The 12,964-nt window shown below is 38.3% G+C and carries 12 protein-coding genes; 5 read left to right on the forward strand and 7 right to left on the reverse strand.

The window, feature by feature from the left end; translation table 11 throughout:
* Positions 1–3: 3 nt before the first annotated feature.
* Entirely contained in the window at positions 4–900 is an 897-nt protein-coding gene (locus FFU37_RS17055; RefSeq protein WP_039487714.1) for a LysR family transcriptional regulator, read from the reverse strand.
* 144 nt (positions 901–1,044) lie between these two features.
* Here FFU37_RS17055 and FFU37_RS17060 point away from each other — a divergent pair, with 144 nt between their 5' ends.
* Entirely contained in the window at positions 1,045–1,767 is a 723-nt protein-coding gene (locus tag FFU37_RS17060; protein WP_039487716.1) for an outer membrane protein, read from the forward strand.
* Between the two features lie 114 nt (positions 1,768–1,881).
* Here the strand turns inward: FFU37_RS17060 and minE are convergent, their stop codons facing one another.
* The 3 genes from minE to minC are packed head-to-tail and all read right to left on the reverse strand — an operon-like array spanning position 1,882 to position 3,666.
* Positions 1,882–2,145 carry a cell division topological specificity factor MinE gene (gene minE / locus FFU37_RS17065; RefSeq protein ID WP_004334706.1) on the reverse strand — a complete coding sequence of 88 codons (264 nt, stop codon included), beginning with the start codon at positions 2,143–2,145 and terminating at the stop codon, positions 1,882–1,884.
* Between the two features lies 1 nt (position 2,146).
* Positions 2,147–2,956 carry a septum site-determining protein MinD gene (gene minD / locus FFU37_RS17070; RefSeq protein WP_004334708.1) on the reverse strand — a complete coding sequence of 270 codons (810 nt, stop codon included), beginning with the start codon at positions 2,954–2,956 and terminating at the stop codon, positions 2,147–2,149.
* 5 nt (positions 2,957–2,961) lie between these two features.
* On the reverse strand, positions 2,962–3,666 hold the full coding sequence (gene minC / locus FFU37_RS17075; protein WP_024596847.1) for a septum site-determining protein MinC: 705 nt from the start codon (positions 3,664–3,666) through the stop codon (positions 2,962–2,964).
* A gap of 155 nt (positions 3,667–3,821) precedes the next feature.
* On the opposite strand from minC, the gene FFU37_RS17080 reads away from it, so the two are divergent.
* Both FFU37_RS17080 and FFU37_RS17085 read left to right on the forward strand, forming a co-directional pair.
* On the forward strand, positions 3,822–4,109 hold the full coding sequence (locus tag FFU37_RS17080; RefSeq protein WP_008134235.1) for a YcgL domain-containing protein: 288 nt from the start codon (positions 3,822–3,824) through the stop codon (positions 4,107–4,109).
* Positions 4,102–5,118 carry a lytic murein transglycosylase gene (locus tag FFU37_RS17085; RefSeq protein ID WP_138490079.1) on the forward strand — a complete coding sequence of 339 codons (1,017 nt, stop codon included), beginning with the start codon at positions 4,102–4,104 and terminating at the stop codon, positions 5,116–5,118. Before FFU37_RS17080 ends, FFU37_RS17085 begins: the two co-directional genes overlap by 8 nt.
* Positions 5,119–5,158: 40 nt before the next feature.
* Here the strand turns inward: FFU37_RS17085 and FFU37_RS17090 are convergent, their stop codons facing one another.
* Positions 5,159–5,704 carry a GbsR/MarR family transcriptional regulator gene (locus FFU37_RS17090; protein WP_024596846.1) on the reverse strand — a complete coding sequence of 182 codons (546 nt, stop codon included), beginning with the start codon at positions 5,702–5,704 and terminating at the stop codon, positions 5,159–5,161.
* Between the two features lie 206 nt (positions 5,705–5,910).
* Between FFU37_RS17090 and adhP the strand changes: the two genes are divergently transcribed.
* Positions 5,911–6,921, forward strand: coding sequence for an alcohol dehydrogenase AdhP (gene adhP / locus FFU37_RS17095; protein ID WP_138490080.1), 1,011 nt, complete (start codon positions 5,911–5,913; stop codon positions 6,919–6,921).
* A 128-nt stretch (positions 6,922–7,049) separates the two neighbouring features.
* Here adhP and FFU37_RS17100 read toward each other — a convergent pair whose 3' ends face one another.
* A complete protein-coding gene (locus tag FFU37_RS17100) occupies positions 7,050–9,470 on the reverse strand; it encodes a TonB-dependent receptor (RefSeq protein ID WP_138490081.1) in 2,421 nt (806 codons plus the stop codon).
* A gap of 218 nt (positions 9,471–9,688) precedes the next feature.
* Entirely contained in the window at positions 9,689–10,966 is a 1,278-nt protein-coding gene (locus FFU37_RS17105; RefSeq protein ID WP_039487723.1) for a Xaa-Pro dipeptidase, read from the reverse strand.
* Between the two features lie 154 nt (positions 10,967–11,120).
* On the opposite strand from FFU37_RS17105, the gene FFU37_RS17110 reads away from it, so the two are divergent.
* A complete protein-coding gene (locus tag FFU37_RS17110; RefSeq protein WP_138490082.1) occupies positions 11,121–12,962 on the forward strand; it encodes a DUF885 domain-containing protein in 1,842 nt (613 codons plus the stop codon).
* Positions 12,963–12,964 lie beyond the last annotated feature (2 nt).

Below are 12,964 nucleotides of genomic sequence, written 5' to 3' on the forward strand. Positions count from 1 at the left end.
CCTTTAAAAGGTGTCAGATGACAATCCTCGTTCAGCTAAAAACCTAACTAACATTAAAGTTAGGTTTTCTCTTCGCGAGTTATTTGGCCAAACTGCATAATACCCAAGAGGTTTTAAAGTCCAATTAGGTAATACATGCACGAGTTTACCGGTTGCAATATGCTCCAGTGCCAGATGCTCGGGCAAAATAGCAAGGCCAAGGTTTTTTGTAGCAAAATAGCTCATTGCCCAGGCGCTGTTAACGTTAATACGTGAGTTCTCTATAATGCTAACAGTTTCGTTTGTCGCGGAAGTAAACTCAATTGTATTTGACCGCATGCTAAAATGTATCCAGTCCCAATTTTTCAAGTCATGAGGGTGAACAGGTGTTTTATATCTATTTATAAACTCTTTTCCAGCAACTAATAACCTACTACTTTCGCTAATTTTTCTTGCAACCATAGAGCTATCTTCTAGCCAACCTACACGGATGCTCAAATCCAACCCTTCATCCATGATATTCATAATATGATCTGAATAAATTAAGTTCAGGGTTATTTTAGGAAATTTCTTCGCAAACTCTGCAATGGCAGAAGACATATGAGAAGAAGCCAAAAAAGCTGGAAGAGATATTTTTAAAGTCCCCTTAGGCTCTGCTGCCAATGAACTTATATCGTTAAGGCCAGCTTCTGCACTTTTAGATATCTGACAAACATGTTTATAAAATGTGTTGCCCTCTTTTGTGAGTGAAAGCTTTCGGGTCGTTCTATGAAGTAGAGTTACTCCTAAAAAACTTTCTAGATCAGAAATAGTCTGGCTTACACGAGAGGGAGCAAGTCCTAATTCTTTCGCCGTTAATCTAAAAGATCCTAAATCAACAACTTTTGTAAAAACGGCCATATGGCGTAAATGATTTATCATTGTTCTGTTTATTTAAACTGTTAAGTATGTTTATTGTATATATTCATCATAATAACTAAAAGTTATATTACTTCCGAATTAATCAACACTCAATTTGCCATTAACAAAGTCGTAATTGGCAGTATTAATACTTCAGGAACTACAATGAAAAAAATTAACAAAAGCATCTTTTTAGCACTTGCAATTACCTCTGTAACTCCTTTATTAGCACAGGCTGAAGGTTTTTATGGTACGGCACAACTTGGTTACAGCACACAGGCAAATGATTCAAAGGCAATCGGTAATAATATAGCAGTAGATGAAGACTTTCCTTCAGAGTTTGATGCAGGAAACGGGAGTGTTGCAATTATTGGTTTAGGTTATAAATTTAATCAACAATTTAGATTAGAGGCTCGCATTGGTTACCACGATAGTGATTTTAATGAATCAAAAATAGGATCTGGCGCTCGAGATGGTGAGCAGTACTCATTAAATGGCGACTTACAAAGCACGACTTATACGATAGAAGGCTTTTATGACTTTACTAATACAACAGCATTCACTCCTTATATAAAATTAGGCTTAGGGTTAGCTGATAATAGTTATTCCGCTAAACTTGGTGGCGCTGGTATTGCAGGTTTCGATGCTTTTGATGGTGCAGTAGATGGTTATTATGATAATTACGCAGATGATAACTCTACAGATTTTACATGGAACGTGGGTGCTGGTGTTAACTATGAAATTAACAAAACAGTATCTGTTTATACTGAATACCAATATATTGAGTTTGGTGACGTTAAAACAGGGCAAGATGATTTTACCGATGGTTTTAAAATAGATAGTGCAGCAAGTCATGAGTTTATGCTGGGTGTGAAAGTAAAACTATAATTTATAAAAATTATTTTTATAAACAAGCTTACTTATACTTTATAAACAGCTGCTTTGGTTAAAAGAAGAGATTTGGAAAATAAAGAGGGCGCTTATAAAGCGCCCTTTCTTCAATTACTTCTTTTCTTCATCAGGTAGTGTAACGTTTAGCTCAAGTACGGCTAAATCGTCTTCGTTTTGATCAAACTGAACCTGAACTGCATCGGTACTTACGTTCACGTATTTACGGATCACATCTAAAATATCTTGTTTTAATTGTGGTAAGTAATCCGGCGTTCCTCGTTGAGAACGCTCGTGCGCGACAATGATCTGCAATCGCTCTTTTGCTAGTGACGCACTGTTTTTCTTTTCTGAGCGGAAGTAGTCAAGTAAAGACACGTTAACCTCCAAAAATCCGTTTAAATAAGCCTTTTTTCTCAACGTCTAAGAAGCGAAAATCGACGGTTTCACCTAGTAAGCGGTTAATTGCATCAGAATAAGCTTGGCCTGCATCAGATTCTGTATCCAATATAACAGGTTGGCCTGAGTTTGAAGCACTTAATACCGCTTGCGATTCAGGAATAACCCCTAATAATGGGATTGACAGAATATCTTGCACATCTTCTACCGATAGCATTTCACCTTTTTCAACACGACCAGGGTTATAGCGTGTTAATAGTAAGTGTTCTTTAATATTTTCTAGGCCTTCTTCAGCACGTTTTGATTTGCTGTGTAAAATACCTAAAATACGATCTGAATCTCGAACTGACGACACTTCTGGGTTTGTTGTAACAATTGCTTCATCAGCAAAGTACATTGCCATCATAGCGCCAGCTTCAATACCTGCTGGTGAATCACATACTATGTAATCAAAGTCTTCTTTTAGTTCATTTAGTACGCGTTCAACACCTTCACGTGTTAAAGCATCTTTATCACGAGTTTGTGAAGCAGGTAGTAAAAATAATTTATCTACACGTTTATCTTTAATAAGCGCTTGGTTAAGGTTTGCCTCACCATTAATTACATTTACAAAGTCATAAACAACGCGGCGTTCACAACCCATAATTAAATCTAAGTTACGTAAACCAATATCAAAGTCGATAATAACTGTTTTATAGCCTTTTAACGCTAAGCCTGTGCCAATTGCAGCACTTGATGTTGTTTTACCAACACCGCCTTTACCTGAGGTAACGACAATTACTTTTGCCATGAGATTTATCCTTTAACCAAAGCTGAAATTTCTAATGATTCGTCTTTTTGTTGTATTTGCACTGCATTTCCCCAATGTTCACCTTGTAGCGAATCACTGATCCAGTAGTTACCATCTATTGAAACCAGCTCGGCTTCAAGTTTTTGGCAAAAAATGTGTGCTTCTTTAAAACCTTTTGCGCCTGCAATAGCGCGACCGCGTAACGTGCCATAAATATGCACATTCCCATCGGCAATGACCTCCGCACCATGACTAACTGCGCCAAGTACTATCAAATCTCTATCTTTTGCATAAACTTGTTGTCCAGAGCGAACTGTACCGCTGATAATTTGCGCTGGTAAATGCACCGTTTTTTCTACAATCGATGTATTGGGCTCTTGTTTAACAGGTTCGCTCTTAACGTCTTGTGAATAATTTAAAACAGATAAGCCAGCTGCCTTTGCTTGAGTATGTTGCTCATCTGAGCCATTACACACACCAACCGCATTAAAACTCATTCGCTCGATTAATGATTTTAAGTGAACAAAATCAAGTGAACTGTTTTTAATTTCAATTAAATTAACGACAATAGGCGCACCCTCAAAAAACTTAGGGGCCTGGGCTATTTTTACATACAGTTGTTCTGCTAAAAGGTTTATATCAGTACTATAAAGATGCAAAACTGATAACGTAAAAAGATTCCCTTTTAACTCAAAAATTTGGTCCGACATACACGCTCAATTGATTTGTCTGATTAGAAATTAATTTTAGATAAACGTAGGCTGAATAGGGCCTTTATTGAAATTTCTAATCTAATTTTTCTAACTTATTATTACTCTCATGTTATAGTGTGCGGCATTGTTAAGCAAGAATTTATAGGGCCATAATGCTCACTGCAGTATATAAAAGTAAGAAAAAAGCGGATACGTTCTTATTTGTTGAAAAAAGAGATGATTTTAGTAAAGTTCCGGAACCTTTGATGACCATGTTTGGTCAACCTGTTTATGTGATGATCATCAATTTAGCAAAACGTGAGCATTTAGGTGGGGCAGATTTAGAAACTGTAAAAGCAGCGTTATCAAATCCTGATAAAGGCTACTACTTACAAATTCCACCACCTGAGCAAAATTTGCTAAGCCAATTACGAAAAGACAATGGAGTTGATAGTGATTAAAAAACTTATCGTTATATTATGTGGTGTATGTTTAAGCTCACCTGTTATGGCAAAAACTCAGGCTGAATTTCATGATTATTTAGCGAATTTAAAGCAAGAAGCTATCGCAAAAGGTTATGAAGCCAAACTTATTGACGATGCGTTTGCAACAGCAACGTATAAAGAAAAAGTGGTTTCGGCTGACAAAAACCAGCCAGAAGTAAAAGAAACCCTTGAAACGTATTTACCAAAACGTGTACCACAATGGAAAATTGACCGCGCACGTAAGCTTTACGCAGAAAACAAAGAGGTACTTGAAAAAGTAGCGAAAGAGTTTGGCGTACAAGCACGCTTTATAGTCGCGCTTTGGGGACTTGAAAGTAACTTTGGTACAATTCAAGGCGGTCATAACGTTATTTCATCATTAGTGACACTTGCTTTTGATGGACGCCGAGAAGCACTTTATAAGCGCCAACTTTGGGCTGCACTGGATATTTTAAAGTCGGGCCACATAACGCTTGATAAATTTAAAGGCTCTTGGGCAGGCGCAATGGGGCAAACGCAATTTATGCCTACCTCTTTTAATGCTTACGCGGTTGATTACAATAACGATGGTCGTAAAGATATTTGGACTACAAAAGAAGATGCTTTTGCCTCAATTGCTAATTATCTAAAGCAAGAAGGGTGGAACGACTCTCTTACGTGGGGTCGCCAAGTTCAGTTACCTGAAAACTTTGATAGTAAATACGTTTTAGTGCGTGGTACAAAAACTCGCAAGCAGTGGTTAGAATATTGGAACGACTCAGAGCGCTCATTAGCTGATTGGCAAGCACTGGGTGTTCGTAAAGCTGATGGTTCTGATTTACCTAATGTAGACGTACGTGCTGCGCTGGTTATGCCTGATGATATAAATGGCCGTATGTACTTAGCGTACGATAACTACAAAGTGTTTATGCATTGGAATCGCTCGTATTACTTTGCTACTAGTGTAGGTTACTTGTCGGATAGAATTGGTTATCCAAAAATCTAATTTTTAAAATATACCTATAAATAAAGCCGCAATTGCGGCTTTATTCTTTTTTGAATATCTTTTCTTTTAGGTCAATAACTTTACCAATTCCAGAACCTAGCTTCATTAGCTTATTAAGTTGCTCTGGCGTTAAACGCTGTAGTTCTGATGACCATTTAGTGACGGTTTCAAGTAGGTTGTGAATCTCACCCATTTGTTTTTGTGCGTAAAGTTCATCGTCGTTACTGGCTTCGTCTAATAAGTTATCGCGTAGTAGCGTTAAGGTGGGCTCAATTTCGCGTTTTTTACGTTCTTCAAATACGCGATTTGCCATATCCCAAATATCGCCAGCAGGGGCGTAGTACTCTTTACGATCGCCAGGAATATGCTGTACTTTAATTAACTGCCACGATTGCAGCTCTTTAATGCCCATACTTACATTACCGCGAGAAATACTAAGTGCATCTGCAATCTCATTAGCTGTCATTGGGTTTTTAGTAATAATCAGCAAACCACACATTTGTCCGATCGTACGATTGAATCCCCAGCGGCTGCCCATCTCACCACAATGCATTACAAAGGCAAAATTCTTTTCGGATAAACTCATAGCTTAGTAACTTTCAGTAATTTCAGAAAGTAAATGCTAGCACGCTCATTATGGATAGCAAGTTCTTAGCAGGCTTATAGGTTAATTTAAATGACTAAAATATGATTTAGATTAATATTTATACATCTATATTGGGATATGTTGTACACAACAATACGTAAATAAATCCTTATTTTTAATTTTTTTTCACATACGATGGAATGACTATGAAAGCTGCAATTAATACTCAATACAAAGGTAAATTAGAAATAACAGACCTACCAATTCCTGAGGTGGGAATAAACGATGTTTTAGTAAAAATAGCGGCCTGTGGTGTTTGCCATACAGATTTACATGCCTGTCATGGGGATTGGCCGGTAAAGCCAAAAATGCCATTAGTACCAGGGCATGAAGGTGTCGGTGTTATCGAAAAAGTCGGAAGCAATATAAAACACTTAGAAGTTGGCGATAGAGTGGGTATTCCTTGGCTCTATAGTGCATGTGGGCACTGTGAGTTTTGCCTAGATGGCAAAGAAACACTGTGTTTATCGCAGCACAATACTGGCTATTCTATTGACGGTAGTTATGCAGAATATTGTTTAGCGCATGGCGACTACGTTGTAAAAATACCAGAAGAACTCGGTTTTTCTGAGGCTGCTCCATTATTTTGTGCAGGTGTTACAACCTATAAAGCATTAAAAGTATCCGGTGCTAAACCAGGGCAGTGGGTTGCTATTGTTGGTGTGGGCGGGCTTGGTCATTTAGCAGTACAGTACGCTAAAGCAATGGGTTTTAATGTAATAGCTGTTGATACAGGTAAAGAAAAACTCGCGCTTGCTAAAGAGCTAGGCGCAGATATAACACTCGATTTTAAAGAGGTGGTTCCAAGCGAAGCTATTTTTGAACAAGTAGGTGGCGCGCATGGTGTTGTGTGTACTGCGGTGTCTAAAGCGGGGTTTGAACAAGCCTATAAAAGTGTACGCCGTGGCGGTAAATGCGTATTAGTGGGATTACCTGCAGAGGATATGCCACTTCCTATTTTTGATACTGTCCTTAATGGTGTGTCAGTAGTTGGCTCTATTGTTGGTACACGTAAAGATTTGCAAGAATGCTTGGAATTTGCCGCTCAAGGTAAAGTAAAAGCAATTATTGAAGAAAAGCGTTTAGAGGACATTAACGAAATTTTTGATGATATGCTCAAAGGTGAAATTAACGGTCGCATAGTGGTTACTATTTAATTTAGATTAAGCGTTTATAAAACACAAAAAAGCACGGCTTCTAAATTAGAAAACCGTGCTTTTTAAGTATTTAACTAACCAGAGCTCTGCTTGAGATAGATTTATTATCCAAAGTTCAGGTTAACAAGTTAAAGAGTGTAACTAAAACTTAGTTTTGCATTACGCTCTTCCCCTGGCATACCACCTAAAAACATCGCTTTTGAATAATACTTTTTGTTGAACAAGTTATTTAAGTTTAACTGCATATGCCATTTATCAGTTGTATACGATACAGCTGTATCGTAAGTCGTATAACTTGGTACATAACCATCAGGAATCGAGAATGAACTTGAATTAGTACTTCTGTTATCTACAAATGTAATACCACCACTTATATTTACAGCTTCAGGTAAATTAAACATATCTGCGTAGTAGGTTACCCACGTACTTGCTGTTACGTAAGGCACACCTTTTTGGCGTGTGTCGTAACTACTGCTGTTAGGATTACTTTTGTCACGTGCATCTTGATAAATACCATTTACGTTTACTTTCCATTTATCGTTCAAGTAAGCATTTAAATCAAGCTCAACACCTTTTGTTTGCTCTTTACCATCATAATAGCTTTCAGGTACATCTGAGCTTGATGTTAAAGCGTCATAAAGCGGGTTTGCGTATTCTAAATTAGTACGAGAGCTTTCAAATATAACAACAGATGCTAGTAGTTGGTCATCAAATGCTTTAAATCTAAAGCCTAGGTCGTTACTTATAGACTCTGAATCTTCTCGGTCAGCTTCGTTACCTGCCACAGAGCCTAATACACTATACGCTGTACGTCCTTTTGAATGATTTACAAATACAGATAAATCTTCAGATGGCTGATACGTTGCACCAAGGTTATACGTTAAGCCAGAATCTGATGTACTCGCTTCAGGTGTTGGCTCTGCACGGCTAGAACTGTAACGCTCATCAACACCAAAGTGCTCATAAGTTTGCTCAATTCGGTTATATGCCACACCAATACGCGTTGTAAGTTCTTCAGTTATGTAACCAACATGTTGAATGCCTAAGCCCCATGCTTGTACTTTTTTATTGTAGTCACTTGTTTTAAGCGGATCGTAATCTTCAAAGTTACCGGTTGGCCAATTTGGTTCTCTTATATCGTAAATATACGGCAAAGAACCTTGGTACGTTACATCACCATCATTGTTTGTGAGTACGTAATCTTGATCCCATATTGAGAATTGTTTAAAACGAATATCTCTATCTTCGTAGTTGGCGTTAACAAGCAATTCGTTATCTACGTCGCCTAGCATAAAGTCGTAACGTAAATCTAAGAAGTACTGCCATGATTTTTCATCTGCTTCTACTTGGCGGTATTCTTGGCGGCGTGCTGCATACGGGTAAAGTACACCGTCTTCAACTAATGGAGCACGAGGGTCGTTATTAATTATTCCATCGCGTGTTGAATAGACGTAGTTATATGCACCAGTTTGGCGCGCAAAACTTGATGTGTAGTTACGGTACTGTAGCTGCTGGTTTAAAAACAAATCGTCAGTAATGTAATAGTTATGCGTTAATTTAAAACGCAACTCTTCACCTTCGTTAGCATCAGCCATTGGTGAAATAATACCATTTGTGCCAAAGCTATAAGGTGTTAAGCCATCAGATGCTGATAATGAATTAGCAAGTTGGTCGCGTTGTGCATCACTTAACTGTACGCCGCTTCCTGTTGGATCGTTTACTAAATCGGCACCGGTTACTTCACCCGCGCTTAAACCATTTGCAGTTTCTGCATTGTAAATACGAATAGGGTGACCAATAGAATCAACCGCTATTTCATCTTTTATATAGGCTGCAGAAAGCATGATGTTTTGTCTGTCATTAAGCACGTATTTAAGTGAGGTATAAATTTCGTCGCGATCTTCTTTTAAATCGCGAAATCCGTCACTTGACGCTGTTTTAGCCATAACACGATAAGCTAAATCATCTGTTATAGCGTTAGTGCTATCAAACGATAATGAATAGCTATCCCACTGGCCAAGCTCAGCCGATACTTTGTGTTTTTCTTCAAACTCTGGCTTTTTTTCAATTAGGTTTATTACGCCACCTGCGCTACCAATGCCATATAAACCTGTTGCAGGGCCTTTTAAAACCTCAACAGATTCAACATTTGTAAGTGAACGAGTTGGGTTAAATGTATTACCCAGGCCTGCACCACCATACATACCATCGTAGGTGTAGTTTGCATCTAAACCACGAATTACTAAGTTATCACCAATACCGTAATTATTACCTGCTTGTGTTAAGCCACTTACGTTTCTAACTAAATCTTGTAAGCTATCTACACCTTGAGATTCAATCAGTTCTCGGTCAATAATTACAACCGGTGCAGGTGTTTCCATTAAAGACATGTCTGATTTAGTAGCAAGACCAGAGCTCATCACCACGCGGTTTTGCTTTTCGTATACGCTGATGCGTTCAATATCAGCATCAACTTGTGTATTTTGGGCAAATGCCATATTTGCATTTAAACAAGCAAGAGTAATAAGAGAGTACTTAAACGTTTTCATAGAGTGATAACTATTCGCGTTATTGAATTTGCGCGAATGATAATGGTTATTGTTTTTAAAGTGAATAGAAAGTTCATTTTATTTGATTAAATAAAACTGTTCGGATAATTAATAGACAAAAGCGAGTCTAATAGGGGGATGGTGTCCCTTTTATGGCATATTCAAGATAGGTGAGAGTTTTATTAAGGCTGAGTAAACTCAGCCTTAATAGTGTGTATTTACAACTGGTTTTTATAAACAACACCTGCTTTCATTACAAAAGGTACTGCCTCTAAGGTTTTAATACTTTTAAGAGGATTTGCTTTTACCGCAATTATATCAGCTGCAAATCCGGTTTTAATTTGTCCTAACTGAGTATCCATTTTTAATAACTTAGCGCTATTAATAGTTGATGCTTGAATGGCTTGTAGTTCTGTCATGCCAAATTCAACCATGCGGCTAAACTGTTTTGCATTATCTCCGTGCGGGTAAATTGCTGCATCGGTACCGAACACCATTTTAACACCCGCTTTTACAGCACGGCTAAAGCTATCACGTTGCCTTTTAGAAACTTGGCGCTCTTTATTTAGGTTTTCTTCGTCTACGCCGTTTTGCTCGCCATAAGTGAGCGTATATTCGGTATTATAAATATCCATAGAAAGCCAAGTTCCATGCTCTTTGGCAAGCGCTATGGCCTCGTCATCTAAAAAGCTGGCGTGCTCTACGCTATCAACACCCGCTTTAATGGCCGTTTTAATCCCGCTTGTGCCGTGTGCATGAGCAGCTACTGGTAAATCTCGCATATGGGCTTCATCAACAATGGCTTTCATTTCTTCAAAAGAATACTGCTGTGCACCTACTTTAGTCCCTTTTGAAAATACTCCACCTGTGGCGCAAAACTTAATAGCATTTGCCCCGTATTTAATATTTTCGCGTACTTTTATACGCGCAGCCCATGGACCGTCTGCGACGCCACTTGAAGTATATTTAAGCTCAGGAGGTAATCGGTTGTTATCACAGTGCCCGCCAGTAATGCCGAGTGATGGGCCTGCAGCCCAAATACGAGGGCCAACTATGTCACCCGCATTTATGCCGTCACGCACGGCTATGACGCTGTAACCTTCTGCACCAACATTACGTACTGTTGTAAATCCAGCTTCTAAGGTTTTTTTAGCAAAATGAGCTGCTTTAATCGCCATTCTAGGAACTGACTGGCCTAAACGTTCACTGCGCGGCACCGTAGGGTCACTCGTTAAATGCACATGCATATCCATTAAACCTGGCATAAGGGTTAAATCAGGGAGTTGAATGTGTTTATCATCTTTAGTCAGCGTTGGTTTTTTATTTTGTTCAATGTTTGTAATTACGCCATCATCAATAGTAATTAAGGGTGATTTAATGAGCTTGCCATCTTTAACATCAACCATGGCTTTAGCCGATAGGTATGTAACTGCATGGGTATTAAAAGCGGTTAAGCAAAGTAAGGCAATAGAGGTGCTGAGTAGTTGTTTTTTCATTTTATTTTTCTTTTAAATCATATTTTAATTAATAGAAATGTAACAAGTTCAGATAAAAGTGCAAATTTAATACGATGAATGCAATCTATCGTAATTTCTTTATTAAGCACGGTTTAATGCGCATAATTAAAAAACGATATTAAAAAGGATTATCATGAAATCAATTAAATTAGCATTAGTTGCCAGTGGCGTTATGTTTGCTTTAAGTGGCTGTATGAATACTGAGCTTAGTACACACACCAATACCAGTACGCAGTTAAACACAGTTAACGCATCGGCAGGTATTGTTTCAGAGCTTTCAGCAGAGCAACAACTCGATGTACTTGTTGCACAGTATTACGATGAATCGCTCATATATAGCCCCATCAGCGCAACGTACAATGGTCGTAATGAGTTTAACAATCAATTCACGCCTGTGATTTCAAAAGAAAATAGAGCTAAAAAAGCCGCTTTTTATAAAAAATATCAACAGCGATTAAACTTTATAGATAAAGCACAGTTAACAGGGCAATCGCTTTTAAGTTTTGAAATATTAGAGCGTGACCTTGCACTTAAATTAGAAGGCATGCAGTTTCCTGATTATTTACTACCAATAAATCAAATGGCGGGTGCACATAACACCTTTGCAGGTTTTGGTTCAGGTCAAAGTGCTCAGCCGTTTAATACCGTTGAAGATTACACCGCTTTTATCTCGCGTAGCGAAGGTTTTGTAAAGTGGCTTGCCAGTGTAGAGCGTTCAATGGCGCAAGGCATTAAACTAGGTATTACGTTACCAAAACCACTTGCTGAAAAATTACAGCCACAATTTGCAGCTCATGTAGTTAAAAATGCCGAAGATTCATTATTTTGGGGACCAATTAAAAAATTACCAGAATCGTTTAGCGCACAGCAAAAGCAAAAAATTACAGCGCAGTATCGTCAATTGATTATGCAGCACTTAGTACCGGCTTATAAAAGCATGAGTGACTTTTTAGCTAATCAGTATATTCCTAATAGTCGAGAAAGCGTAGGTTACAGTGACTTACCAAACGGTAAAGCATGGTACGAATACCAAATTAAGAAAAACACAACGCTTAGCTTATCTGCAGACGAAATTCATGACATTGGTTTAAGTGAAGTGTCGCGCATTTTAAGCGAAATGAAAAAAGTAAAAGAAACCGTAGGCTTTAAAGGTGAGTTATCAGAATTTTTTGATCATTTACGTGATTCAGATGAATTTTACTACGACACGCCTGAGGAGTTAATTGCGGCATATGAAAACGTTAAGAAAAAAATAGATGCGCGTTTGCCTCTACTTTTTAACATAGCACCCAAAGCACCTTACGTTGTAAAAGCAGTTGAAGCATACAGAGCGCAGTCGGCAGCAGGTGCATCCTATGCATCTCCGGCGCCTGATGGCTCTCGTCCTGGTATTTTTTATATCAATGCTTATAACTTAAAAGCGCAGCCTAAATTTTTACTCGAAACTTTATCGATTCACGAAGCAGCCCCGGGTCATCACTTTCAAATAGCACTTCAGCAAGAAATTGAGGGCTTACCTGATTTTCGTAAATTTGGTGGTTATACCGTGTTTGCAGAAGGTTGGGCGCTTTACGCAGAAAGCTTAGGCAAAGAGCTAGGCTTATTTACCGACCCTTATATGTGGTATGGACGTTTATCGGATGAGCAATTACGCGCAATGCGTTTAGTGCTTGATACCGGTTTTCATGCAAAAGGGTGGACGCGTCAGCAAGGTATAGATTACATGCTTGCAAATTCATCTATGGCCAAGAGTGATGTAATTGCAGAGGTTGAGCGATATATTGCATGGCCAGGACAAGCGCTTTCTTACAAGTTAGGGCAATTTAAAATTCAAGAATTACGTGATTTTTCTAAAAAACAACTGGGTGATAAATTTGATATTAAAGCGTTTCACACGCAAATATTAATTGATGGCGCATTGCCAATGCCAATCCTTGAGGAAAAAATTAAGCGTTGGGTTAAATCTCAAAGCTAATT

It is taken from the genome of Pseudoalteromonas distincta (assembly GCF_005877035.1).
GTDB lineage: Bacteria > Pseudomonadota > Gammaproteobacteria > Enterobacterales > Alteromonadaceae > Pseudoalteromonas > Pseudoalteromonas distincta.